The organism is Halalkalibacter sp. HAAS-P014 (genome assembly GCF_056619965.1).
This window is the reverse complement of sequence record NZ_JBWQTV010000005.1, coordinates 112,555-138,508: the sequence shown is the minus strand read 5'-3', so window position 1 is coordinate 138,508 and position 25,954 is coordinate 112,555. Positions and strand designations below refer to the sequence as shown.

At 37.8% G+C, this 25,954-nt stretch carries 20 protein-coding genes and 1 riboswitch; of the genes, 2 read left to right on the top strand and 18 right to left on the bottom strand.

All coding sequences use genetic code 11. From position 1 onward, the window contains the following. Nucleotides 1-26: 26 nt before the first annotated feature. From AC1FXZ_RS04430 to AC1FXZ_RS04400, 7 genes are all read right to left on the bottom strand, one after another. Nucleotides 27-1,538, bottom strand: coding sequence for a cobyric acid synthase (locus AC1FXZ_RS04430; protein ID WP_480051379.1), 1,512 nt, complete (start codon nt 1,536-1,538; stop codon nt 27-29). Between the two features lie 367 nt (nt 1,539-1,905). Continuing rightward, the gene (locus tag AC1FXZ_RS04425; protein ID WP_480051377.1) at nt 1,906-2,457 is read right to left on the bottom strand and encodes a cob(I)yrinic acid a,c-diamide adenosyltransferase; all 552 of its coding nucleotides are present in this window, start codon (nt 2,455-2,457) and stop codon (nt 1,906-1,908) included. Between the two features lie 23 nt (nt 2,458-2,480). Further along, on the bottom strand, nt 2,481-3,524 hold the full coding sequence (gene cobT, locus AC1FXZ_RS04420; RefSeq protein WP_480051375.1) for a nicotinate-nucleotide--dimethylbenzimidazole phosphoribosyltransferase: 1,044 nt from the start codon (nt 3,522-3,524) through the stop codon (nt 2,481-2,483). Further along, on the bottom strand, nt 3,521-4,906 hold the full coding sequence (locus AC1FXZ_RS04415; RefSeq protein WP_480051373.1) for a cobyrinic acid a,c-diamide synthase CobB: 1,386 nt from the start codon (nt 4,904-4,906) through the stop codon (nt 3,521-3,523). The genes cobT and AC1FXZ_RS04415 overlap by 4 nt, the downstream gene beginning before the upstream one ends. 41 nt (nt 4,907-4,947) lie before the next feature. Further along, nucleotides 4,948-6,408: an adenosylcobinamide amidohydrolase gene (locus AC1FXZ_RS04410; RefSeq protein WP_480051527.1), complete on the bottom strand. Its 1,461-nt coding sequence runs from the start codon at nt 6,406-6,408 to the stop codon at nt 4,948-4,950. A gap of 5 nt (nt 6,409-6,413) precedes the next feature. Then, nucleotides 6,414-7,484 carry a FecCD family ABC transporter permease gene (locus tag AC1FXZ_RS04405; RefSeq protein ID WP_480051371.1) on the bottom strand — a complete coding sequence of 357 codons (1,071 nt, stop codon included), beginning with the start codon at nt 7,482-7,484 and terminating at the stop codon, nt 6,414-6,416. Continuing rightward, complete coding sequence (locus AC1FXZ_RS04400) at nt 7,447-8,442, bottom strand: ABC transporter substrate-binding protein (RefSeq protein ID WP_480051369.1); 996 nt, start codon at nt 8,440-8,442, stop codon at nt 7,447-7,449. The genes AC1FXZ_RS04405 and AC1FXZ_RS04400 overlap by 38 nt, the downstream gene beginning before the upstream one ends. Nucleotides 8,443-8,611: 169 nt before the next feature. Further along, nucleotides 8,612-8,810: riboswitch (cobalamin riboswitch) on the bottom strand. 255 nt (nt 8,811-9,065) lie between these two features. Here AC1FXZ_RS04400 and AC1FXZ_RS04395 point away from each other — a divergent pair. Then, a complete protein-coding gene (locus tag AC1FXZ_RS04395) occupies nt 9,066-10,247 on the top strand; it encodes a GTP-binding protein (RefSeq protein ID WP_480051367.1) in 1,182 nt (393 codons plus the stop codon). Nucleotides 10,248-10,441: 194 nt separating this feature from the next. Here the strand turns inward: AC1FXZ_RS04395 and AC1FXZ_RS04390 are convergent, their stop codons facing one another. Beyond that, a complete protein-coding gene (locus AC1FXZ_RS04390) occupies nt 10,442-11,383 on the bottom strand; it encodes a metal ABC transporter substrate-binding protein (RefSeq protein ID WP_480051365.1) in 942 nt (313 codons plus the stop codon). A 338-nt stretch (nt 11,384-11,721) separates the two neighbouring features. On the opposite strand from AC1FXZ_RS04390, the gene AC1FXZ_RS04385 reads away from it, so the two are divergent. After that, the gene (locus AC1FXZ_RS04385) at nt 11,722-12,714 is read left to right on the top strand and encodes a tyrosine-type recombinase/integrase (protein ID WP_480051363.1); all 993 of its coding nucleotides are present in this window, start codon (nt 11,722-11,724) and stop codon (nt 12,712-12,714) included. A gap of 76 nt (nt 12,715-12,790) precedes the next feature. Here AC1FXZ_RS04385 and hfq read toward each other — a convergent pair whose 3' ends face one another. The 10 genes from hfq to AC1FXZ_RS04335 form a co-directional block, all read right to left on the bottom strand. Then, complete coding sequence (gene hfq, locus AC1FXZ_RS04380; protein WP_480051361.1) at nt 12,791-13,021, bottom strand: RNA chaperone Hfq; 231 nt, start codon at nt 13,019-13,021, stop codon at nt 12,791-12,793. Nucleotides 13,022-13,051: 30 nt separating this feature from the next. Continuing rightward, nucleotides 13,052-13,999 carry a tRNA (adenosine(37)-N6)-dimethylallyltransferase MiaA gene (gene miaA, locus AC1FXZ_RS04375; RefSeq protein WP_480051359.1) on the bottom strand — a complete coding sequence of 316 codons (948 nt, stop codon included), beginning with the start codon at nt 13,997-13,999 and terminating at the stop codon, nt 13,052-13,054. A 38-nt stretch (nt 14,000-14,037) separates the two neighbouring features. Beyond that, complete coding sequence (locus AC1FXZ_RS04370) at nt 14,038-14,814, bottom strand: class I SAM-dependent methyltransferase (RefSeq protein WP_480051357.1); 777 nt, start codon at nt 14,812-14,814, stop codon at nt 14,038-14,040. A 433-nt stretch (nt 14,815-15,247) separates the two neighbouring features. After that, nucleotides 15,248-17,152, bottom strand: a complete 1,905-nt coding sequence (gene mutL / locus AC1FXZ_RS04365) for a DNA mismatch repair endonuclease MutL (RefSeq protein ID WP_480051355.1) — start codon at nt 17,150-17,152, stop codon at nt 15,248-15,250. An 18-nt stretch (nt 17,153-17,170) separates the two neighbouring features. Continuing rightward, on the bottom strand, nt 17,171-19,768 hold the full coding sequence (gene mutS, locus AC1FXZ_RS04360) for a DNA mismatch repair protein MutS (protein ID WP_480051353.1): 2,598 nt from the start codon (nt 19,766-19,768) through the stop codon (nt 17,171-17,173). 154 nt (nt 19,769-19,922) lie between these two features. Beyond that, nucleotides 19,923-20,486: an outer spore coat protein CotE gene (locus tag AC1FXZ_RS04355; protein ID WP_480051351.1), complete on the bottom strand. Its 564-nt coding sequence runs from the start codon at nt 20,484-20,486 to the stop codon at nt 19,923-19,925. 293 nt (nt 20,487-20,779) lie between these two features. After that, nucleotides 20,780-21,208, bottom strand: a complete 429-nt coding sequence (locus tag AC1FXZ_RS04350) for a YlbF/YmcA family competence regulator (protein ID WP_480051349.1) — start codon at nt 21,206-21,208, stop codon at nt 20,780-20,782. Next, nucleotides 21,208-22,818, bottom strand: a complete 1,611-nt coding sequence (gene miaB, locus AC1FXZ_RS04345) for a tRNA (N6-isopentenyl adenosine(37)-C2)-methylthiotransferase MiaB (protein WP_480051347.1) — start codon at nt 22,816-22,818, stop codon at nt 21,208-21,210. The genes AC1FXZ_RS04350 and miaB overlap by 1 nt, the downstream gene beginning before the upstream one ends. A 250-nt stretch (nt 22,819-23,068) precedes the next feature. Continuing rightward, nucleotides 23,069-23,935 (bottom strand): 2-oxoacid:ferredoxin oxidoreductase subunit beta, encoded by an 867-nt coding sequence (locus tag AC1FXZ_RS04340; RefSeq protein WP_480051345.1) that lies wholly within the window; start codon nt 23,933-23,935, stop codon nt 23,069-23,071. Then, nucleotides 23,936-25,699: a 2-oxoacid:acceptor oxidoreductase subunit alpha gene (locus AC1FXZ_RS04335; RefSeq protein ID WP_480051343.1), complete on the bottom strand. Its 1,764-nt coding sequence runs from the start codon at nt 25,697-25,699 to the stop codon at nt 23,936-23,938. Nucleotides 25,700-25,954 lie beyond the last annotated feature (255 nt).

Sequence of the window (25,954 nt, the reverse complement as noted above, 5' to 3'; positions counted from 1 at the left end):
TTAGTTCCTTTTTTATCATTTCGTTATTAGCCTTTATTTACCTGAAATTCAGTGATCAGTTTATCTATTCGCTCTATCTGAATATTCTCTCTTACGACATTCGCTAATACATCAAAGCCTTCTTGCTTTTTCCTCTCAAAGGAAGCTCGATTATAAATCGGCGACAAGCCCTTCCTAATCCGTACCTCATTAAGCACAGTTTCTCGCAGTAAATCATTATGAAAAATACCATGAAAATAAGTTCCGATTATCTTTTTGTCTTGAGTGATGGATCCTTCTACTCTATCTACCAACTGAATAAAATGGTCACAATCTTTTTCATACTGAGATTGCCCCATATGTATTTCATAGCCGGTAACTTCAATTTCCACCCCACCAAAGCGAGCAATCCCTTTAGACTGAACCGTTGTTTTTTCTTGTGTCATCGTAGTATTCATCGGAATCAGACCTAATCCTTCAACCTTATTATGCGATGATTCGACACCATGGTCATCAAAGATTTCGTTTCCGAGCATTTGATACCCCCCACAAATACCGACGATCATCGTGTCCTTCTGTCCCAAATCTAAAATCCGATTCGCTAATCCTGAATCCTGTAAAAACATCATGTCTTCTATTGTATTTTTACTGCCAGGCAAAATAAGTAAATCAGGTTCTCCAAGTTGATCGACTTGATTTACAAAGCGAATATGGCAATCTGGCTCCTCAAAAAAGGGATCAACATCGGTAAAGTTAGAAATCATTGGATAGCGTAGGACAGCAATATCTAACTCTTTAGAATTATCTACTTTTGTGGAATAATTACTTAAAACAACTGAATCTTCAGCCTCAATTAATAAATTATTTATGTATGGAACTACACCTAAAATCGGAATTTTCGTATAATCCTCAAACCATGTAAGGCCTGGCTGTAACAATGAGACGTCCCCTCGGAATTTATTGATGATTACCCCAATGACTCTTTTTCGATCTTCTGGTTCAAGAAGCTGTAATGTTCCGACCAAACTAGCGAAAACCCCTCCTTTTTCAATATCCCCTACTAAAATGACTGGTGCATCAGCAATTTGAGCAACCCTCATATTGACAAGTTCACGGTCATTTAAGTTTACTTCAGCTGGACTTCCTGCACCCTCGATCACAATTCGTTCATACTGATTTGACAACTTACTGTAAGATTCTTTGATTAACTTTAGACCTTGGTGATAAAAATCTTGTCGATAATCCCCAGCTTCCATATTTTTATAGGGTTTACCGTGAACAACAATTTGAGATTGCGATTCTCCACTTGGTTTAATCAAAATAGGATTCATGTCTGTTGTTGCATCAATGCCTGCTGCTTCAGCTTGAACCCCCTGTGCTCGGCCGATTTCTTTTCCATCTACCGTAATATAAGAATTTAACGCCATGTTCTGCGATTTATAAGGGGCTGTTTTCCAACCATCTTGAACAAATATTCGGCATAAAGCGGTCACTAGAGCGCTTTTACCTGCATCTGAATGGGTCGCTTGTATCATTAACGGAATGGCTTTTTTATTCATCTCTGCCCTCCTAGCTTTTTTGAACATGCTCTAATCGCTACACTCATTTTTAAAAGTTGGCTGACTCGCATACTTTGTTGTTTTTGGACTTGCGTGTATTCACATGTTCGTTCCATTTCGCTCCAGTCACTCGCTTTCCGTGGGGAGGTGCCGAGCCTCCTCGCCTGTGGGGTCTCGCCCCTACCTCTAAATCCCACAGGAGTCGAGTGACTTCCACTTCATTTCACTACGAGTAAAAACTTTCTAATAGCAACCATCTTTACGAAAACAGCCTTAAAGTTTAATTTAAAAGGCTTAAACACGACGGTGGCTTCTCTAATTGCTAAGAGTAACTGAAAAGGTAAAAATCGACCTTTTTCTACTTACTCTAAAATTCTATTCCTTTTACTGCTGGTACTCCTTCGTTGTAATAATGCTTTTTAACTTCAATTACCGATACAAGATCTGCCCCCTTTATTATTTCTTCTTTTGCATCTCTTCCCGTAATAACAAGATGTACATGTGATGGTTTATTTTTAATTAATTCGACTACTTCTTTTAAAGGTAAAACATCTTCAATTGGAAATTTATTAATGGCTAAAGCATTGTTTAATTCATCAAGAATGACTAGATCATATTCTCCACTCATAACAGCTTCCTTAGCCTTGGGCCAACCTTGTCTAAGTGCTTCCCTGTGTTCTTCAGGAGTTTTCGTCCAAGTGAATCCAACTCCCAGTTGATCCATTTCAACCCCTAACTTTTTAAGGGCAATTTGTTCACCATAGGTTCGTTCCGGCGATTTAATAAATTGATAGATTTTCACCTTAAACCCTCTGCCTACTCCTCTAAGAGCCAAGCCTAAAGCTGAAGTTGTTTTTCCTTTTCCATCGCCTGTAAATACGAGCGTCAACCCTTGTTGTGTTTGTTTTTCTTTACTCATATAAGCCTCCTATTATAGAATGATTAATTCTTACTTGTAATACCTGCTGAACTAAACGTAGCCATTTCTTTTAACATCAACGTCGCCGATTGAATAATTGGGAAGGCAACTGCTGCACCTGTACCTTCTCCTAACCTCATTCCTAAATCGATAATTGGTTTTCTTCCTAATAAATCAAGCGCTATTTCATGGCCCGGCTCAACCGATTTGTGAGTTACAATCATATAATCAACAATATTTTCTGAAATTGCTTTTGCCAAAAGTGCTGAAGCTGTACAAATAAAGCCATCAACTAATATAGGGACTCTATTTTCGGCTGCTGCAAGCATCGCACCGGTCATTCCAGCAATCTCAAGTCCCCCTACTTTGGCCAATATATCAATAGGATCATGTGGGTTAGGCTCCCTATTCTGGAGAGCCTGTTCAATGATTTGTGCCTTATGTAATAATTGTTCTCTTGAAAGACCTGTTCCAGTTCCAACTACAGACTCCACTTCTTTGTTGCTAAATACGGTTACGATCGCACTGCTAGCAGCTGTATTTCCAATCCCCATTTCACCAAGAATGAGACATTGTATACCTCTTTTTATAACCTCTATCCCTTGAGAGTAACCAGCTTCAATGGCTTCTTCTGCTTCTTGACGAGTCATCGCATCTTCACGTAAAAAGTTAGCCGTTCCGTATCGAATTTTTTTCTTTACAAGGTCTTTATGCTGAACGTCTGTAGCAACACCTATATCAACAATTTTGAGATCTGCACCTATTTGTCTACTAAACACATTTATAGCTGCACCACCACTTAAAAAATTAAGTACCATCTGCTCTGTCACTGCTTGTGGGTATGCAGAGACTCCTTCTGCCACGATCCCATGATCTCCTGCAAAAACAAGAATTCCCGGCCTTGTAACAGTTGGAAAAGCCTCATTTTTCATTTCAGCGAGTTTAATAGCCAACTCTTCTAATCTGCCAAGGCTCCCAATTGGCTTAGTTAATGTATTTATGTATTCAGTCACTTGTTTGCCCATATCTCTATTTAACTGTGGGATAGAATATTTTTTTTGATTCATCTTATTTGCTCCCTACTTGATTTATGCTCTAGACATTTCTTAATCCAATTTCTGGCTATACTCGGATTTGCCCCAAAATGAAAATGTGTGTATCCTGCTACTAAATTGAATGCTAGATAGCCTTCCTTTTTTTGGCCACGCATACCTGTTGTTTCGTAAGCATATGTGAGATCACCTTCTGCGCTTTGGAAGGATGAATAATGAAATTCATGTCCTTTGGCAACATGGTCTCTAAGTAAGAAATTGTTATTCTGGCCGGTTATTTCTCGATAACCTAATGCCTGCAGACGGGAGTGCATTTGTACATTCCCAGGAATGACTCCGACCATTTGATAGCTTTTCTTTTCGGTCGTTTGAATTGAATCAGTTAAATACATAAATCCTCCACATTCAGCTAGAGTAGGGAAGCCATTTTCAATCGCATTTTTTAATGATTGTTTTGAGTTCAGATTGGTAGCTAGTTCAGATGCAAACTCTTCTGGAAACCCTCCACCAAGATAGATCCCATCTACATTTTCTGGTAACCTTTCATTCGCTAATGGAGAAAAATAAACAATCTCAGCACCATAAGATTCCAAGATTTCTAAGTTCTCATGATAATAGAAATTAAATGCTGCATCTTTCGCAACAGCAATTCTTACTAACTTCTCATGTTTATCTGAAAATAAAGAGTTATCTTCTACCGTTAATGGTTCTGCTACAGATAACTCAAGAAGCTGGTCTATATCCACCGTTTCAAGGATCAATTCTCCTAATTTATCAAAGAAAGGATCCAGTTCTCCTCGTTCAATAGAAGGAATAAGTCCTAGATGCCGCTCAGGGATTTCAATATCTAGTTCTCTCTTCAAATAGCCAATAACAGGAACATTACACTCTTGTTCAATCGCTTTCTTGACTAAATGAAAGTGACCTTCGCTTCCCACTTTGTTTGCAATAACACCGACAATATTTGGACCCTCGTCAAACATCTGAAACCCTTTTACGATTGCTGCAGCACTTCTAGCCATACTCGAACAATTGACAACTAGGAGGACAGGACTTTTCGTTATTATACTTATCTCAGCCGTACTTCCTTCATTTGTTTCTGGATTTTTTCCATCATAAAAACCCATAACACCTTCCATAATTGAAATATCTGACTCTTTACTTCCATGAGTGAAAATATCCAACACTCTTTCTTTTGGGAGCATCCAACTATCTAAATTACGTGAAGCTCGCTTCGTTACAGCTGTATGATAGGATGGGTCAATATAATCTGGTCCACACTTAAACCCTTGAACAGTTAACCCACGCTTCTTTAATGCTGACATTAACCCAATTGTCAGCGTTGTTTTTCCAACACCACTGCCAGTACCCGCAATTACTATTCTTTGATTGGTCAACGCTAACTCTCCCTTCTAAACTTCATTTTTAAAATCACTTATTACCTCTGTACTCTTTTTAAATACTTCCTGACAGCTTCCATTGTTGCCTGGTAAACGAACTCACCAATTCCTTTTCCTACAATCGTTCCAGATCCTGCATAAGGTGTCTGTTTTCCTTGTTGCGTTAATGCTATTAAAAGAGCGTCTGTTGACGTACCCGTTGCAGTCGTATTAGATTCAGGATCTTTAATATGAAGGTCTTGCAATGCTTTTACTTTCGCTTCTGTCGCAGACATATATGCATTTACAAGGGCACCGTCTGTAAAATGCGAATCAATAAAAACCATCGTGTTTATCGTACCGATTTTACTAGGAGACCTTGTTAATGTACCAGTCGTGATATCAACGGCATTCCCCACACCGGCTGTCACAATGACCAACATTTGAATACCTTCTATCTCCTTCGTTAACATAACCACATCTTCTAGTTTCACAGCCGTCATCAATCCAACTGCTTGCTCATGGGGAATTCGATACTTTACCATTCGCATCTGTACATCTTTTTTAGGGTCGGAACAATCATAATTTTTATCGACATTGAAATTACAAAAATGTTTTAACCATTGGATTCCATCCCCTATGACTCCGTTAGAAATTGTCCTAAGAGGCCTGTCAAATTGAACATGAATATACTCATTCGTTTGTGTGATTTGATAAGAATCACTAAAGTCTAACTGTTCATTTGACGTTGAGTACATTGGTGTCATAAGCAGCTGGGGTTTAGGTACCGTTGGATGTGATTGGGTTTTTACATTCACTTCATAAACTTTCTTTAATTGGCCTACTTTTCGTAACGTATTTACATCCCCTACGTCTAAAAATGCGCCATTATGAAGTAAAGCGATCCGATCTGCATAGAGCGATGCCACATTTAAATCATGCAAGATCGCAAAAATCGTTAAATCCATCGTTTGTTGATGTTCTTTTAATAAATCTAGCATTTGAAACGTATGTTTAATATCTAAATGATTGGTCGGTTCATCTAAAAGTAAAATTTCAGGTTGTTGTGCCAAGGCTTTCGCTAATAGAACTCGTTGTTTTTCACCTCCACTAATCATCCGGAATTGTTTCTGACGATATTGACTCACTTGTGTTAGTTCCATTACATCTTCAATGACTTCCCTATCACGTTTTGATAATTGCTTTAGCACTCCTTTTTGATGAGGGTACCTACCTAAACTGACAATCTCTTCAACTGTATAGTCAAATGAAACATGAACTTCTTGTGTTAGTACCGCCACTTTTTTTGCTTTTTCTAGTTTCGATAACCTTGATTTCGGGATCCCGGATAGAAGAATGTCCCCTTTTTGAATCGGCAGCTGCCCCGTAATGAGCTTAAATAATGTTGTTTTTCCACTTCCGTTCGGCCCAAGTAAAGCAAAAAACTCTCCTTTTTTTATTTCTAAATTTAATTCTTTTATAATGGTTTTATTTGTATAGCCACCTGTTAAATTTTTCACTTTAATCAACTTCTATCCCTCCTCCCAATTCTTTCTCTAATCAAAAGCAACGCAAATACTGGCGCTCCAATTAAAGCTGTAATTACGCCAATAGGCAGTTCTTTAGGAGCAATAATGGTTCTAGCCATTAAATCTGCTAATACAAGAAAAGCCCCACCAATTAACATTGAAAGTGGCAGAACATGCCTGTGGTTTGGGCCTGTTATAAGACGTACTAAATGAGGTATAACGAGGCCGACAAATCCAATTGAACCTGATACAGCTACCGCTGCTCCTGTTAATAAGGAAGCTCCGATCAGAATATTGATTTTCCCCTTCTTCACATCGACACCGATATGATCTGCAGCTTCCTCCCCTAGAGCAAGAGCATTTAATTCCCGGTAGTGAATAATGAGAATGAATGACCCGATCATCATAAATGGTAAAATGAGTTGAACATGGCTCCAGCCTCTCATTCCAACACTGCCGTATAACCAATAAATAATCTGTGTCATAGAATCCCGATCACTTAATGAAATGATTAATGACGTAATCGCCCCAATAAAAGCACTAATGATAATACCAGCTAGAATAATGGTTTCAATAGCCATACTTCTGCTGCTTAACCTAACTAGTCCAAATACAATGAGCAACGTAATAAACCCACTTATAATCGCGACAACCGGAAGAGTGAAACTCCCTAAACCTACAATCGTAACTTGAAAAAACAGTACGAATACAGCACCTAAGGCCGCGCCTGATGACACCCCAATTGTAAAGGGATCCGCTAATGGATTACGTAAAATACCTTGGAAAGCTGCACCAGCGAGAGCTAGTGATGCCCCTACACAAAAAGCAAGTAAAACCCGTGGGAAACGAATATTCCAAATGATCATTTCTTCATTGAGAGGAATATCATTAAGCCACCCAAAGTTAAAAACATTTTCGGAGATAATATGTAAAATAGTAGGAATTGGTATGACAACACTGCTTATCAATAAGCCAAGGAGGGCTGTACCTAGTACAAACCCTCCACTTAAAACATACCACCAAACAATTCTATTCTGCAAAAACTTCCGGATAGATGAGTTTGGCAAGTGTTTCCACCCCTTCAATTAAACGAGGGCCAGGTCTCGTAACCGTGTCGTTATCGACATCAAATACTTGCTCCTCTTTAACAGCAGGCACTACGGCCCATCCATCACGTGATAATACTTCGTCTCTTGGATTTTCTACATAATAACCATAAGTAGTAATAATCACTTCAGGGTCTAGTTGGACAATTTCTTCTTCCGTTAACTTCACCCAACCGTCGTGATTTTCTGCAACGTTAATAGCTTGGATAGATTCGAGCATTTCATTCATAAATGTATTTTGACCTGTAGTGAAAATATCTGGAGCCGGCGATACTTCAACCCAAACTTTTTTCTTATCCGTAACAGTTGCTTCTGCCTTTTCAATGATCACTTTATGTCGTTCTTGCATATCAGTAATAAGCGCATCTGCTTCAGCCTTGCTTCCAGTAGCAGCAGCAATCATTTCAATCTTGCTATACACATCGTCAAAAGATGTAGCACTTCCAGTCACAATAACATTAATACCAGCTTCTTCATATTGCTGTAAAATATCTGGATGCGTATTATAGTGATAATCTGTAACCAGTGCGATATCTGGTAAAAGAGTTAAAACAAGTTCAGCATTCATATCTTGCGCACCAACTTTTTCAATCTCTTGCGCTTCAACAGGATAATTACAGTAATCGGAAACACCGATTACTTTATCGCCTAATCCAAGTGCAAACGTAATTTCTGTATTACTAGCTTGGATAGAAACAATCGTTTCTGGTTCTGATTCAATTGTAACTTCACGATCTGCATCATCAATGATCGTTACAGGAAACAGATCTTCACTTTCCACTTCATTACTGCTTTCAGGAGGTACATCCTCTTCATCTTGATTGTTTTGCGCTTCTGTTCCACAACCTGTAATAATCGCCATGCTTAACAAAAGAACAAGAACAGCTAACCCCCACTTTTTCAAAAACTCCAAATTCATTTTCTTACCCCTTTCTACTTTTGAGCAACAAAAAAACGCTATTCCAAAGGAAAAGCGTGAATGTAAAGGCACATATGTATCCAGTCTATTAAAAAATAAATAAACATGTATGCAATCTAGCAAACGATTACTAGAAAGCCTGCGCTTAAACATTCCTTTCCTCGAGGAAGCTTAAAAAACAATATAGGCAGGTCTCCTGACTTGCGAATCAACGTAGGGTTACCCTTCCCATGCAACTTGCACAGTGGATTTTAGCTAACCTTCCTTATCGCTTACAGTGGCGGGACCGTGTTGGAATTGCACCAACTTCCCTCTTAGTCTCAAATGAAATAAAACCGAACATTTAAGAAACCTATTTGCTTAATATTCATTTTTGCTCTAGAAGCAATTATAAAAGAGTTCCTTTCACTTGTAAATAACTTTATTTCTGAAATTTCGACTTCTATCAACATTTTTCTTACTTATATAGTTAAATTTACAGATTTAAGTATAACGAGAAAATTTAAGCATCGGCAAATATGATTCTTCTATTTACAAAGAGGAAAAAGAAAGATAAAATACAAACCGTAATAATTACTATTTATAACTGTTTTTAATTCCAATTAAAAAAGGAGAATATATAAATGAAAAAAGTTCCTGTTACAGTACTAAGTGGTTATCTAGGTTCAGGTAAAACAACATTATTAAACCACATCCTAACAAATCGTGAAGGCTTAAAAGTCGCTGTAATCGTAAATGATATGAGTGAGATAAACATTGATGCGAAGCTTGTGAAAGGTAATGGATTTTCAAGAACAGAGGAAAAACTTGTAGAACTTCAAAACGGCTGTATTTGTTGTACCCTTCGTGACGATCTAATGCAAGAAGTTGAACGAATCGTTGATGCGGGAGACATCGATTACATTGTCATTGAATCGTCTGGAATTAGTGAACCCGTACCTGTTGCCCAAACATTTACGTATATTGATGAAGAACTCGGAATTGATTTAACGAAAAAATGTACACTTGATACTCTCGTAACAGTTGTTGATGCGAATCGTTTTTGGGATGACTATGCTTCAGGTGAGTCGCTACTTGATCGTAAACAAGGTACAGATGAATCTGATACACGTGAAATATCTGATCTTCTAGTCGATCAAATTGAGTTTGCCGATGTTATTATAGTTAATAAGGTTGAGATGTTACAAGAAGTAGATAAAGATGAAATACTAGGTTTCATGAGAAAGTTAAATGCAGATGCAGATATCATTCCTACATCCTACTCTAAAGTAGAGTTAAGTTCTATTTTACATACAGGAAAATTCGATTTTGATAAAGTGAGTCAGTCTGCAGGGTGGATTAAGGAATTAAATGAAGAACATACTCCCGAAACAGAGGAATATGGAGTCTCATCATTCGTATATCGCAGAAGAAAACCATTTCATCCAGAGCGCCTAATGGACTGGCTTGAAAATTGGCCTGTGGATGTAGTACGAGCAAAAGGATTTATTTGGGTAGCTTCACGAAATTCAATGGCTGGATTGATTTCGCAATCAGGCTCTCTAGTTACGATTCAAGGTGCCGGTGAGTGGGTTGCAGCTTATCCTGAAGAAGAAAGAAAGCAGGCCCTTCTTGAAGACCCTGAGTTACAGGAAAAGTGGGACCCAAATTTCGGCGATCGAATGTCTGAATTAGTCCTCATTGGAATTGATATGAATCATGAACAAGTTATAGACTCCCTGGATCGCTGTTTATTAACAGATAGTGAAATGGCTTCAGATTGGACGAAATTAGTTGATCCTCTTCCACAGTATGTTGAAGCGTAATTTAATATAAAAGCTGTATGATAGTAAATAGAAAAAAGCTGTTGAATATAATTGATCTCAACAGCTTTTTATAATTTCCTTTTTCTAAAAATTTCTATATCCGATGAACATACACGACTCGATGAAATTAAGAAAATAAACTGAAACAAAAAGGATAACTCAAAAATAATTTCTGAGCTACCCTCTTTTACTTTCTATTTTAACCCATTGACAATCGTTTCAACATTATGTTTCATCATAGTTAAATACGTTTCTGCTCCACTGCCTTCCTGACCTACAGCATCTGTATAAACTTTTCCTGCAATTTCAACGCCCGTTTCTCTTGAGATTTGTTCAATATAGCGTTTATCTACTGTCGTTTCAACAAATAATGCTGGAATATCTTGATCGTAAACAAGATCAATCACACGTGCAATCTGTCCTGGCGTCCCTTCTTCCTGGGAATTTAATTCCCATACTCCTTCTGTATCAAACCCGTAGGCATCCCCAAAATATTTAAATGCATTTTCAGTTACTACAATGATGCGATTTTCTTCAGGTACTGTTTCTACTTCTTCTTTAATCCACGCTTCTAATTCATCTAGTTCAGAAAGATATGCTTCTGCATTCGTACGGTATGTTTCTTCACCATCTGGATCACGTTCAACTATGTCCTCAACAATGTTTTCCACATATATTTTAACATTTTCTACACTTAACCAAGCATGTGGGTCTTCCTCTTCATCACTGCCTTCAAGCATAATCGGTGTCACACCGTCACTTACCGTTACAACAGGAACATCACCAGTATTATCGACTAACCTCGCCAGCCATTCCTCTAAATTCATTCCATTTGTATAAAAAACATCCGAATCACTTACTTTTTGGAAATCACTTGGAACTGGCTCATATTCATGAGGCTCTTCTCCAATGGGAACTAAATAATTCACTGTACCTCTATCTCCAATGATTTCACCAACAAGATCCCCTAAAATAGAAAAGCTCGTTGTTATGGCTAGACCACCTTCATCTACTCCTGTAGCTTCTTCACCAGTATCAGTTGTCTCTTTCTGCTGAGTCTCCTCTGAGCTGCACCCCACCACAAATAGAAACATGATGCTTAGAATTGATAGAAAAAACCCCATTCTTTTTAACATACTTTTCCTCCCTTTCTAAAACCATTTGTCCACCACTAAATATTTTGGACAAAGGAAACTTTTTGAATAAAAAAATAAATGTTTACCTCATGCAACAATTATTATTTTTTCATATTTGCTCCTTTTTGTCTAGACTTTTTTACTGGGTCTGCACTGTTTCTTTTCACTAGTGTATTTCATTCTCAATAAATATATGACTGTCTTACCCGTTTGGTGATTGCGGATTAGCAAAATTTCTTTGCTATTACAACCGTTTTCATTCAAACGAAAGGATACAAATTTAAAGCAGGAGTTTTTTCAAAAAAGTCTAATAGTATCATAAAGGAAGGGTGATGTAAATGGAATATTTGTTTCCCTCGTTTCTTCATAATTATATTAATGAGTTAACAAGAAAAGGTCGAAAAGATTCAACAATCAAACGGTATTTATATGATTTGAATGATTTTTCTTATTGGTTGCATAAAAAGCGATCTACGACAGAGGAAATAAACTGGAAGTCCATTACAAAAGAAGAACTCGAACTTTATTTTAAAGAACTATTAGAAATTCGACATTATCATGTTAGAACCATTCGCCGTATTCATAGTGTGCTAAAGCAAGTTCATCAATACCAAAAATCTTTAGGGAGAACAGAGTTGAGCCCAATCTTGGACATTTCTCCACCTGAACTAACGACTGGTCCACTAAATGAAACTGAATGGCTTTCTAGTGACGAACAAGTTCAATTACTAAAAACTCTCTCATCTACAACCGGATTATCTGAACAACAATTAGAAGTATTCTCTTTTTATAGAGAAAGAAATGAATTTATTATCCGTTTGTTTTTAAATTATGGACTTACATTACATGAAGTCCAGCAACTTTCAATGAATGACATTAAATTCGAACGAAATGAGCTTCACATTCAAGAAGATAACCGAATCATCCAACTTTTAGAAGAACATAAACAACTAGCATATACGTACTTCAAAAAAATACCCGAGCCTGTTCGGCCCCGTTACTATAGCCGAGATCCTTTAATCGTCTCATTTGATTTTAAAAGAAAGACCTTCCACTGGTCCTATAATGACGACGAACCAAAAAGGATGTCTATGATTGCTATTCAAAAAATGGTTCGGATGGAGGTCAAACGAGCGCAATTACGTAAGGGGATTAGTGCTCAAACATTACGTAATACGTTTATCCTTTCGACTCTATTAAACGGCAAAACACAAGAAGAGTTAATTGAATGGATCGGCTATACCACTCCTTTATCAATGAACCGTTACCTTTCAACAATTCAATCGATCACTGATAAGCAAAAAGCCCATATCCTTCAAAGTGGTGCATAATGCGAGACAGAACTAAAACAATGTAGACAAAAAAGGGGTGACTCAAAATCAAACGATTGAGTCACCCCTTTCTTTTTTAGTCTTCTTCAGATTTTAATTGTACATTGCGTTGTGGTGCAAACGTAGAAATTGCATGCTTGTAAACAAGCTGCTGCTTTCCTTCCGTTTCTAAAATAACCGTGAAGTTGTCAAATCCTTTAATAAGTCCACGAATTTGAAACCCATTTGTTAAGAAGACTGTGACTGAAATATTATCTTTCCTTAACTGATTTAAAAACTGATCTTGAATATTAATCGGTTGCTTCATCGGGTTGTCCTCCTCTAATTGACTCTCTCTTTATTTCGATATTAATGTTAGTTTTCCTTCAATAAAAGAACAAATATCAGTGAAAATTTCCTCGTTCATTCCGCTAGACATGTCAAACCATGTCGCGTCTGTTTTATTGCGGAACCATGTTAACTGTCTTTTGGCATAACGTCTTGAATTTTGCTTCAACGCTTCAACTGCTTCTTCTAAGGTACAAAGCCCATTAAAATACTCATAAAGTTCCTTGTATCCAATGGCTTGTACTGATTGACAATCTTTGATTCCTTTCTCGTACAATGACCTCGCTTCTTCTAACAAGCCTTGATCCATCATTAAATCAACGCGACGATTAATACGCTCATATAGTTGTTCTCTATCCATCGTAAGTCCTACCATTGCAGTTTTATATGGTGAATCCTCTTCTTTTTCTTCTGTTTGCTGCGTTGAAAAAGGGATCCCTGTAACATGTATAACTTCTAATGCACGAATGACTCGACGAACATTATTCGGATGGATCAAATCAGCCGCTCTAGAATCTACTTTACTTAGCTTTTTATGTAATTCATCGGGTCCATATTGTAACGAGAATTGTTCAAGATCTGCTCTATACTGTAGATCTGTTGGCATTGTATCAAATTGATACTTCTTTAGAATAGCATTCACATAAAGTCCTGTGCCTCCTACTAACAAAGGTATACTGCCTCTTTTTGTTATGTCAGAAATCAGTGGGATGCTGCGTTCTTGGAATTCTGCTACTGAAAATGATTCGCTAGGTTGCTTGATATCAATTAAATGATGAGTAATGCCATCTTGTTCATCTGGAGTTACTTTTGCTGTTCCAATATCCATTCCTTTATAAACTTGCATCGAATCTCCACTTATCACTTCGCCACGATATTTTTTTGCAAGTTCTACACCTAAAGCTGTTTTGCCAACAGCCGTTGGCCCGACAATTACAATTAATTGTTCCTTCATCATCTTCTCCCTATTTTTAAAAATCAAACATTAAAATACTATTATGTTACTTTTATATACCCATAATGAAAGGCTGAGTTTGGTCTTTTTACTGCTTGGAATCCAAAATGATTAAATCGTTCACTTAAATAATGATCCTTTAACACTACACGAGACTTCGCCACTCGTTTGGCATCATCAATTATTTGTTTCGTAAGATCGTCATGGCAAGCAAATTGTTTTAAGGCTCTAATTCCCGTAGATTGAGATAAATGTTGTTCAAACATCGGATCAAAATAAACAACATCAATTGAATTAGAGGCAAGAGTAGAAAGGAATTTACTATGATGAGCGTGAATAACTTCGATTCTTCGCATTGCATCAAGCATCTCTTTCCCTCCATCTTGCCATGTTTGAAGCCCGTGTGAAACTATACTAGCTAATACTTTATTAGCCTCTACTCCTATTACATGACCATTTGGTCCAACTGCTATTTGTGCAACAAGGCTATCAGAAGCTAATCCTAATGTACAATCAAGAAACGTCATTCCTTCACCTAGTTCTGCTGCTTTAACTAACGGATCGTATTTAGTCTTCTTAAATTGCTTAACCCTGAACATCGCTGAATTAGGATGATAGAAAAATGGCTCTCCTCCATCTTTCGAATATAAGGTTACTTTGCCTTTCCCTACAATTAACACGTCACTTTCATATAAAGTAATGAGATCCTTAACTGACTCTTCTTTTCGCTGAACGAAACGACCGTTTACTTTATTGCTGAATGTTTGTGCTTTTTCCGATAAGACATCGGCTCCTTTTCTTGCTGTTGTTACGATCATATTTTATCTCCTATTATGTATTCCCTTACATGGTAGCTCATAAACAAACACACTACTTATTTAGAAGTGGACAACAGGTAAAGATCGGCCTTTTTGTGTAATGGCTTCGCTTTTGCTTTGAGTTTCTAAAGCGTTAACCGGTTTTCTACTCTTTTATTGTGCGAACATGTGGCAATGGCTTCACTCACCGTGCGCCTTTTGAGAAGATCGCTCAAAAGGCTTAAAAGCTTGACGGTGGCTTCGCTTTTGCTTTGAGTTTTCTAAAGCGTTAACCGGTTTTCTACTCTTTTATTGTGCGAACATGTGGCAATGGCTTCACTCACCGTGCGCCTTTTGAGAAGATCGCTCAAAAGGCTTAAAAGCTTGACGGTGGCTTCGCACATTGCTTCGAGTTGGTGCCAAAAGGTAAAAGGCGACCTTTTGGCACCAACTCTTACATAATTCGTTTGAACATTTTTTCGATGGCATAAGTAGAGAAGTGGACGATGATCGGTCTTCCGTGTGGGCAGGTGAAGGGATCACTGCTTTTTCTGAGTGATTCCAATAGAGCAAACATTTCATCTTGGCGAAGGTGGCGATTTGCTTTAATCGCCGCCTTACAAGACATCAAGATCGCTGCTTCCTCACGTAATTTACCTATATCGACTTTGCGATGTTCTAGTAAATATTCTATAATTTCTCGAATCGTCTCTTCCTCATGGCCTTTTGGGAGCCACACTGGGTGTGAACGAACGATATAGGCTTGCTGGCCGAATACTTCAAGAAAGACGCCAACAGCACTTAGTTCATCTATATGCTCATTAATTATAGTGAATTCAGCAGTGGTACACTCAAATGTGATCGGTACGATTAGCTCTTGAACATGTGGGCTTATCTCGACAACTTTATCACGGAAAAATTCATACTTCACACGCTCTTGTGCAGCATGCTGATCAATCAAATACATTCCTGTCTCATTTTGAGCTATTATATACGTACCATGCATTTGTCCAATCGGATATAATGCTGGTACCCTTTCAGTAGCTTTTTCTTGGACTTGTTCTAGCTCTGTTCTCACAACCTCTTTAATTGGTAATTCATCTTTATCTACAGTAAACCCTTCCTGTTGTATAGGTTCTTCAAAGCTCTCAGCCTCAGATTCATTGGCTGAAATTTCATCTTTCCCGACTCGCAAAGAGGTGTTCATTTGAAACGTTTTTATTGAAGATGGTCCTGTATCAACTTTCTCTTCTTTTATATGAAGTGGCTTTTTCGGTTCACTTTCACTTTCCTTTTCGAAATCAAGTGAAACTTGTTCACTACGGTAACCCACAAAATCTGTTCTTTTTTTCGTATCAGCCTCTGGAATCAAAGATTGAGTTGAAAAAACCTGTTTAATAGAATTTGTTATTAATTGAGCTAGTTCTTCCTCTTTGCTTAATCGTACTTCAAGCTTCGATGGATGCACATTAACATCAATTAACTTTGGATCCATGTGAATTGAAAGTACAACTAATGGAAATCGTCCGATCGGTAATAATGTATGGTAACCTTCCTGGATTGCTCGGGCCAATGCATAGTTACGAATATAACGTCCATTCACAAAAATAGACATGTACTGCCTTGAAGCTCTTGTCAATTCTGGTATAGCAACGAAACCATCTATCTGATAATCTAATGATTTACCAGTGATAGAAACTACTTTCTTCGCAACATTCCTACCATAGATAGACGCAATTACTTGACGGATATCGCCATTTCCTGCCGTCTTCAGGACTTCTTTGCCTGAATGATAATAGCTAAAAGCAACGTGTGGATGAGCAAGAGCAAGTCGATTAATAATATCACTAACATTTCCCGCTTCCGTGTGAACTGTCTTTAAATATTTTAATCTAGCAGGGGTGTTATAAAATAGATTCGTAACAACAATTTCAGTCCCTTTTCTAGCCTTGGCTGCTTTCTTCTCTTTTATAATTCCACCTTCTAGGACAACCTCTGTTCCAGGTCCTTCTCCTGTACTTGTTATTAAGCTCATATAGGAAACCGAAGCAATACTTGGTAAGGCCTCTCCACGGAAACCTAACGTTGCAATTTGAAACAAATCACGATCCGTGCGAATTTTACTTGTAGCATGACGATAAAAAGCCGTCTCTACTTCATCGTGTTCAATTCCATCACCGTTATCAACAATCCGAATTGATGACAATCCACCTTCTTCAATTTCAACTAAAATGTGGGTACTATTCGCATCTAGTGCATTTTCAACTAATTCTTTTACAATCGAAGCAGGGCGTTCGACAACTTCACCTGCTGCTATTTTGTTCGAAAGTGCATCGTCAAGCTTAATGATTTTCGTCATCGAACCCCTCCATCTCCATTATTTTAATAAACGTTGCAACTCATTTATAAATTGAATGGCTTCAAATGGCGTAATATGAAGCACATCTTTTTTCATTAATTTCTTTAGCACTTTCTCTTCTTGTCCTGAAACTGTCACTTGAGCTTTCTTCTCTTCTTGTAATGCCACTTCCTCTTTGAATAAAGATAATTGCTCTTCAGGTTTCGGCTCATCGATAGGCATTGGTTGAATGGAAGATTTCGCACCCTTTTCAAACTGCTTTAATAACGTCTCTGCTCTTTCCGTTACTTGAACAGGGAGCTCAGCTAGTTCTGCTACATAAATGCCATAGCTCCGATCAGCTTGTCCATCGACAACTTTATGTAAGAACACAACATTTCCATCCTCTTCAATTGCAGACACATGCACATTTTGCAAATCTGCTAACATTTTATCTAACTGTGTTAACTCATGATAATGAGTAGAAAAAAGTGTTTTTGCACGAACGGTATCATGAATGTATTCAATAATTGCTTGTGCTAAAGCCATCCCATCATACGTAGAAGTACCCCGTCCAATTTCATCAAGTAAGATTAAGCTATTTTGTGTTGCCTTTGTTAACGCATAGCGAGTTTCAAGCATTTCTACCATAAAAGTACTCTGTCCACTTGCTAGATCATCAGCTGCACCGATTCTCGTAAAAACTTGATCAAAGATTGGTAGTTCACAAGACGTTGCTGGAACGTAACAACCAATTTGAGCCATGACTGCAAGCAGTGCAAGTTGACGCATATACGTGCTTTTTCCGGCCATATTCGGACCAGTGATCAATAGCATTTCACGACCCTTCTTCATATGAACATCATTGGCAACATATTGCCCTTTTTCAATCACGGTCTCAACAACTGGATGACGTCCATCTACAATTGAAATTTCTCGTTTCTTTGAGAAAGTTGGTTTCACATAGTGTCGCTTTTCACTTACAGTCGCAAATCCTGCTAAAACGTCAATTTCACTAATTGAATGAGCTAGGGCTTGAATCGACTCTAAATATTCTTTGGCTTCTTCTCTTACACCAGCAAATAAATCATACTCCAACTGTTCCATTTTCTCTTCTGCTTCTAGGATCAAGGATTCTTTTTCCTTTAGTTCAGGTGTAATATACCGTTCAGCATTTGTTAACGTCTGTTTACGTTCATATCGCCCTTCAGGTAACAAATGAAGGTTAGCCCTAGTCACCTCAATGTAATAGCCAAAAACTTTATTAAAGCCAATTTTGAGTGATTTGATCCCTGTTTCTTGCCTTTCTTTTTGCTCAAGCTCTGCAATCCATTGCTTCCCATTTTTACTAGCATCACGGTACGTATCTAGTTCCCCGTGAAAACCTGATCGAATCATCCCACCATCTGTAACTGAAATAGGTGGATCATCGACTAAGCTTTTATCAAGTAACTCAATGAGTTCTTGTGCTTGTGTTCCTTTCCTAAACCAACGTTCAACTGAACCTGGAGCCATTTTCTCTATAAGCTCCTTAATAAATGGCATCTTTTCAAGGGAACGTTTTAACTGGACAAGCTCACGTGCATTGACGCTTCCGTAAGCAATTCTACCTGCAAGTCTTTCAAGATCATATACATGACGTAATTCATCTCGTAGCTCTTCACGCTCAAAATACGACTCAAGAAAAGCAGTTACTAAATTTAAACGTTCTTCAATCATGTTTTGATGAATTAAAGGTCTTTCAAGCCAATTTTTTAATAGCCTTCCACCCATTGCAGTTACAGTTTGATCGACGATCGAGAGCAAAGATCCTGCCTTTTTCTTCTCTCTTAACGATTCTGTTAATTCAAGATTGCGTTTCGTATGGGTATCCATTTTCATAAAGGAGTCCGATTCGTAAACAGTGACCTTTTGTAAGTGATTTAATGAACGCTTTTGGGTTCTCACTAAATATTGTAGCAGCCTAGCAAAACTAACGATTAATTTATCAGATTTTAGTTCTCTACAGAGATGTTGGTAGTCTTGAACCAATACAACCTCATCTTCATAAGATACTGTTACAGGTTGCTTCTCTTTGATTCGTTGGATAATCGCCCCATCGAGATCTGATGCGACAACAAGTTCTTTCGCTCCAGAGCTAGCGATATCATGAATTACATCTTCAATCTCATCACCAATTACTGTCGCGGCACATTCTCCAGTTGTTAAATCAGCTCTGGCTACGCCGAACGTTTTATCATCAAAATGAGTTAATGCCACTAAATAATTATTTTCTTTTTCTTTTATAACATTCCCGTTCATCATCGTGCCTGGCGTGAGCAGTTTCACAACTTCTCGTTTGACAACACCTTTTGCCTCTTTCGGGTCCTCTACTTGCTCACACAAGGCAATCTTATATCCTTTTTCAACTAATCGAGACATGTATTGGTCAGCAGAATGATAAGGAACTCCACACATCGGGATCCGTTCTTCTCCTTGACCACGTCCTGTTAACGTTATTTCTAACTCTTGAGCTGCAAGCTTTGCATCTTCATAAAACAATTCATAAAAATCGCCAAGACGAAAAAATAAAAAGGCATCTTTATGTTGTGCCTTTATGTCTAAGTATTGTTTCATCATAGGGGTTATTTGTGCCATGATCGTCCTCCACCGTACATTATTAATACGGTTTATTATATCATATGGTCTCGCATTCTCGCATTAGGGAGACATTTACTGTTTACAACAGGTTAGGGTTATCACTTTCCAACATAAAAATGGAGCAAGCCCCCGTTTAGCTTGCTCCTCCGTCTTATTTATCAAATTCACTATGAAGGAAATTTGGATCAAGACGTTCATATTCCTCATCACTAACATCATCTGTAGCGTCTGCAGCCGGGAAATCTTCTATAATGCCATCAGGATTTACCGCTACAGCCACTTTCGTCTCGCCAATACACTCGACTATAAACTCGCGCTCTACTTGAACATCAACATTAGCTCCATTTTCAGATACCGTTGCTTCAAGTGTGTTGGGTTGTTGAATGGCACGAGCAATTACATCCATTTCTTCGGATAAAACATTCTCATCCTGCATTGATAGTGGGATGGAATCAGTGTAAGTAACTGTTTGCGTTGCAACATCTGTTTTCGTATTTTTATTATACGAAAACCAACAGTTAATATCATAACTGCCTTGAACCACTACAGAGTCGCCTTTTTTTTCAGCTGAGTACTTATGATTAATAATCCAGCAGCCTAAAATGCTTGACGGTCTGTGTGAAGGGCTAATCGTATGTGTTGCTTCTGAAAACTTACGACCTTTTCCACATACCGCTTTCGTAATAATTTCACGATAGTTAAAGTTTTGAGACATGAAACAAAACCCTCCTCTTTCTCATATCAAATCGAGTTGTCGGTCGCTCGTGTCGGCTCATCTTGCCTAATTCGCTCCGCCAAATGCTTCACTTTCATCCTATGCAGGGCGAATAACCAATGTGCGAAAAAAATAGATGATGATAGCAAAGTGTTATCTGTACAACAATATGATGAGGTTACTAAGTTTAGTACATGAATGTTAAAAGTATTTTAGATTCTTAGTAAAAATAAAAAGACAGAAAGCAACTCAAAAGAGCCTCCTTCTGCCTTATTTTGTAATGAATGATCGTATTACTGACAACCACCATCAAAATATGGATTTTTTGTCGTTGTACCTTTTAATACATCTCCACCCATTGATGTGATAATCTCTTCTGTAACCGATTTTGAGATCGTATTAGAGACCATTTGCAATAGTTCATTGACCTCAATTTGACTTGATTTAAATTCTTGAACAAGAGGGATCGAGTCGATTTCTTCATGCAATGCATCGATTTTTGCTTCCACTTCTTTTAGCGCTTCTCTTTTCCCGTAATGTTGAAGGTTCACTGCTTCTTTCTGAAACTTTTTAATTTGAGAAATAATCTCTTGCACTCTAAGATGTTCATTTATTTGTTTTTCGGCACGCTTAAAGAACTCAACTTCCTCAGTATCAGCCATCATTTTTGCTAATTCTTTCGCTTTTAAACGGATATCTTCTCTTGTATATGTTGTTGTCATTAGTTATTTACCTCCGCCATCTCAACCATTTCTCCATTTAAAGACCATGTTTTTGCTTCTGTAACCTTTACATGAACAATTTCACCAATAACCGATTTAGGAGCTTTAAAGTTTACTAATCGGTTCGTTCTTGTACGACCTGCAAGTACTTCTGGATCTTTCTTACTTTCACCTTCAACCAGAACTTCAACTATTCGATCTTGATAGTCTAGGTTTTTCTTTGCTGAAATTTCATTTACTACTGCATTCAAACGACCTAAACGTTCTCGTTTTACTTCCATTGGGACATTGTCTTTCATTTTTGCTGCTGGCGTACCTTCACGAGGAGAATAAATATAAGTGAAGGCACTATCAAACTCAATCTCTCGCACAAGTGAAAGTGTCTCTTCAAATTGCTCTTCCGTTTCATTTGGAAAACCAACAATTAAGTCCGTTGTAAAAGATGCATTTGGAATCGCCATTTTAATCTTATGCGCCAGCTCTATATACTGCTCACGAGTATATTTTCGAGCCATTAGTTTTAGAATATCAGAATTACCATGTTGCACTGGCAAATGAATATGTTCTACTAAGTTTCCACCTTTAGAAAGAACAGAGATTAAATGATCATCAAAGTCTCTCGGATGACTCGTTGTAAAGCGAACACGTGGAATATCAATTTTATGGATTTCATCCATTAAGTCACCAAGACCATATTTCATTCCTTCAAGGTCTTTACCATATGCATTGACATTTTGACCAAGCAACGTAATTTCTTTATAGCCTTGTCTTGCTAAATCACGTACTTCAGCAATAATATCCTCAGGAAGACGACTTCGCTCTTTCCCACGCGTATAAGGGACGATACAATACGTACAGAACTTATCACACCCATACATAATATTCACCCATGCCTGTGTTTTCCCTTGACGAGCACGTGGCATGTTTTCTACTATATCGCCTTCTTTTGACCAAACTTCTACAACCATTTCTTTACCGTAAATCGCATTTCTTAATAACTCAGGTAGGCGATGAATATTATGAGTTCCGAAAATAAGATCAATATGATTATGCTTTTGCATAATACGATTTACCACTGTTTCCTCTTGAGACATACAACCACATACACCCACGATCAGTTCTGGGCGCTCTAATTTCAACGGTTTTAAGTTTCCAATCTCACCGAACACTTTGTTTTCAGCATTTTCGCGAATCGCACAAGTGTTTAATAAAATGACATCCGCCTCGTTTGTTTCTTCCGTTGCCTCAAAACCCATTTCAAGTAATAATCCAGCCATATTTTCTGAATCGTGTGTATTCATTTGACAGCCATACGTGCGAATCAAGTATTTTTTCCCATTACCTATTCCTTTCAACTCTTCTGGAATTAAGCTTTCTGGACGTATTACTTGTACATCTTCTTTTCCACGACGTTTACCTTGTTTATAGTCAGGTTGGTCGTAAATAGAAATATCACGGCCCTCGATACGAATGACCTTTTTGTTTTCTTCTTCTGAAACGACCTTCGCATTAGAAAAGTCAAAGTATTTACTATAATCTTTATTGTTTTTTTCGTTCTTTAGTGGTTCGTTTGTATTCCCTAAACGTCCTAGACGTTGATCTTCGTTCATTTCAAATTCTCCTTCCATCAAACTTACATGTAAACAAATAGAAAGCTCACAAATTGTGAGCGATTTTTTTGTGTAGATTCCTTTATACATTATACGTGGAACTTTAAAGAAACTCAATCAATCTTGTTTGTCTATCTTTTTACATCTTCAGTCTAACAGAAAAAAGCAAAAAATCGATGCTCTTTTTATGAGCATCGATTTTTTTAGCAAATGAGCAAAAGGCCAAGATCAACCTTTTGTCATTTTGCTCTTACATATATTCTGCCATTAATTCATTGAATTTTGTTTCATCTAGCTTTAAATCATGACTTGAGAGTGGTTTCTCATCATAAGATGGAATTAACTCTTGGTATGATTTTTGTTTCGCGTTTTGATAAATCAGTCCAGTTACAAGACCATTATGTTCCATTAATGTTTGCATTGCAGTCATACGATTGGCCGGATCATATTCTTCAACATCTGAAAGTTTTGTAATGTTTTCTTTAAACCAGTCATATGTGTTGACTTTATTGAACGTAACACATGGACTAAAGACGTTAATTAAAGAAAACCCTTTATGATTAATGCCTTGTTCAATTAAGGATGTTAACTCTTTTAAATCACTAGAGAAACTTTGAGCAACGAAAGTCGCACCAGCTGTTAACGCCATTTCCATTACATTCATTGCTGGTTCAATCGAACCTTCTGGAGTACTCTTTGTGACAAATCCCGCATCACTTCGAGGAGAAGTTTGTCCTTTAGTCAGTCCGTAAATTTGGTTATCCATAACAATGTATGTTACATCAATGTTACGGCGAATCGCGTGAATGGTATGTCCCATCCCAATAGCAAAACCATCACCGTCACCACCAGACGCGATAACTGTTAAATCACGGTTTGCCATTTTGACACCTTGAGCAATTGGTAGAGAGCGTCCATGAACACCGTGGAAACCATACGAATTAATATAGCCTGAAATACGACCTGAACATCCAATGCCTGAAATAACAGCAAGGTCATCTGGCTCTAAACCAACATTTCCTGCAGCACGTTGAATCGCTGCTTGTACTGAGAAATCGCCACAACCAGGACACCAGTTTGGCTTTACATTATTTCTAAAATCTTTAAATGTTGCCATTTAAACCAACTCCTTGCTTACTTCAATTAGTCCCTTACATGTTTCATGTAATTCGCCAGGTAAAAACGGATTTCCGTCGTATTTTAGAACATTTTCAATCTCAACATTGCCGATATTCATTTTAATAATATTTGCTAATTGTGCAGTTGCATTGTTCTCGATTACAACAACTTTCTTAGCACGATCGATAAGTGGCTTTAATTCATCTGTTGGGAACGGATGCAACAAACGAATATGCGCGTGATTTACTTTAACTCCATCTGCTTCAAGTCTTGGCATCGCTTCTTCAATTGTACCACGAGTAGAGTTGACACCGATAACAAGTAAATCTGCTTCTTGATGTTCTGCATGCACATATAGTGGATCTTTAAATTGTTTTGGTAAATTAGCTACCTTACGAAGGCGCTTATCCATTTGATTTTTACGATTTTCTGGGCTTTCAGATGGTTTACCAGTTTCATCATGTTCAACGCCTGTTACGTGGTGGATTCCATTCTTCATACCTGGAATAACACGATTTGAAACACCAGACTCAGTTACTTCATAACGCTTGTAATATGCTTTGTTTTCTCTTTCAGGAATTTCTCCATCTAACTGTAGCGCACCACGGCGAATTTCTACCTTGCTATAATCCAATGGTTCTACCGTTTGCTTACCAAGAGACAACGCTAAATCTGTTACTAAAATAACAGGACACTGAAATTCTTCTGCTAGATTAAAAGCTTCAACTGTATCATAGAATGCTTCTTCCACTGTACTTGGTGCAATAACTATTTTAGGAATATCACCATGCGTACTATAAATCATTGCCATTAAGTCAGATTGCTCTTGTTTTGTTGGAAGTCCAGTACTAGGACCACCTCGTTGTGTATCCATGATAACGAGTGGTTGTTCTGTCATACCAGATAGGCCAATTGCCTCAGCCATTAGTGATAAACCAGGACCAGCCGAAGCTGTAAACGAACGTACCCCCGCGTAATTGGCACCAATTGCCATTGTACAAGCAGCAATTTCATCCTCTGTTTGAATGACAGTACCACCGAAAGCCGGAAGTTTGTCAATCATGTATTCCATAATTTCAGATGCTGGTGTAATTGGGTATGCAGCCATAAAACGACTACCAGCAGCGATTGCTCCCATACCAATTGCATCATTTCCAATCATAAACATTCTCTTCTTACCGTCAGCTGGAGCTAATTGTAGATCAGGAATGTTCCCAGCAGCTTCTTTACGGAAATAAGCTGCTCCTGCTCGAATTGCCTCCATATTCTTTTCAACGACGGATGCACCTTTTTTCAAAAATAGATCCTCTACTACATCTTGATACGACTCTGTAGAAAATCCGAGAATGGCACTTGAAGCTCCAACAGCAACCATGTTCTTCATTAAAGATGTTCCCAGTTCAGTTGCAATTTCTGTAAATGGAACCACGAACAAACGTACATCATATCCTTCCGTTACGACTGGCTTAAACTTAGCATCGGCTATTACAATACCGTCTTCGCGTAACTCATGAATATTAACATCAATTGTTTCTTGGTCAAAAGCCACTAGAATATTTAGATCATCAGAAATAGAATTTAATGGTTTCGTACTCACACGAATCTTGTTATTTGTATGCCCACCTTTAATACGCGATGAGAAATGACGATAACCATATAAGTAATACCCTTGTCGATTTAACGCAGATGCAAAAATCTCACCTGTACTTTCAATTCCCTCACCTTGCTGACCGCCAACTTTCCAAGATAACTGCTCTCTCACAACTCTACACCCCTTGTTTGTCTATTAGACTAGAAAACACGTAGTAAAAATTAGTATCATCTTAGCATATTCCCGAGTAGATTACTAGAAATTATTTATTCAATAATCTAATAAAACTTATTAAATATTTTAAACGTTTCAATAATAGTCCTTCTTTCGTAAAAAAGCAAGGCCTTTTTATAAATAAGTACCTCGATTAATCAAAGACTTCGTTTCAGTGACGTACTTCCTGCAATTAAAATATTTCTTACGGAA

Excerpts from the sequence above, each read along its gene's own strand:
- AC1FXZ_RS04430 (WP_480051379.1), bottom strand. The coding sequence starts at position 1,538 with ATGAATAAAAAAGCCATTCCGTTAATGATACAAGCGACCCATTCAGAT.
- AC1FXZ_RS04425 (WP_480051377.1), bottom strand. The coding sequence starts at position 2,457 with ATGAGTAAAGAAAAACAAACACAACAAGGGTTGACGCTCGTATTTACA.
- cobT (WP_480051375.1), bottom strand. The coding sequence starts at position 3,524 with ATGAATCAAAAAAAATATTCTATCCCACAGTTAAATAGAGATATGGGC.
- AC1FXZ_RS04400 (WP_480051369.1), bottom strand. The coding sequence starts at position 8,442 with ATGAATTTGGAGTTTTTGAAAAAGTGGGGGTTAGCTGTTCTTGTTCTT.
- AC1FXZ_RS04395 (WP_480051367.1), top strand. The coding sequence starts at position 9,066 with ATGAAAAAAGTTCCTGTTACAGTACTAAGTGGTTATCTAGGTTCAGGT.
- AC1FXZ_RS04390 (WP_480051365.1), bottom strand. The coding sequence starts at position 11,383 with ATGTTAAAAAGAATGGGGTTTTTTCTATCAATTCTAAGCATCATGTTT.
- AC1FXZ_RS04385 (WP_480051363.1), top strand. The coding sequence starts at position 11,722 with ATGGAATATTTGTTTCCCTCGTTTCTTCATAATTATATTAATGAGTTA.
- hfq (WP_480051361.1), bottom strand. The coding sequence starts at position 13,021 with ATGAAGCAACCGATTAATATTCAAGATCAGTTTTTAAATCAGTTAAGG.
- miaA (WP_480051359.1), bottom strand. The coding sequence starts at position 13,999 with ATGATGAAGGAACAATTAATTGTAATTGTCGGGCCAACGGCTGTTGGC.
- AC1FXZ_RS04370 (WP_480051357.1), bottom strand. The coding sequence starts at position 14,814 with ATGATCGTAACAACAGCAAGAAAAGGAGCCGATGTCTTATCGGAAAAA.
- mutL (WP_480051355.1), bottom strand. The coding sequence starts at position 17,152 with ATGACGAAAATCATTAAGCTTGACGATGCACTTTCGAACAAAATAGCA.
- mutS (WP_480051353.1), bottom strand. The coding sequence starts at position 19,768 with ATGGCACAAATAACCCCTATGATGAAACAATACTTAGACATAAAGGCA.
- AC1FXZ_RS04355 (WP_480051351.1), bottom strand. The coding sequence starts at position 20,486 with ATGTCTCAAAACTTTAACTATCGTGAAATTATTACGAAAGCGGTATGT.
- AC1FXZ_RS04350 (WP_480051349.1), bottom strand. The coding sequence starts at position 21,208 with ATGACAACAACATATACAAGAGAAGATATCCGTTTAAAAGCGAAAGAA.
- miaB (WP_480051347.1), bottom strand. The coding sequence starts at position 22,818 with ATGAACGAAGATCAACGTCTAGGACGTTTAGGGAATACAAACGAACCA.
- AC1FXZ_RS04340 (WP_480051345.1), bottom strand. The coding sequence starts at position 23,935 with ATGGCAACATTTAAAGATTTTAGAAATAATGTAAAGCCAAACTGGTGT.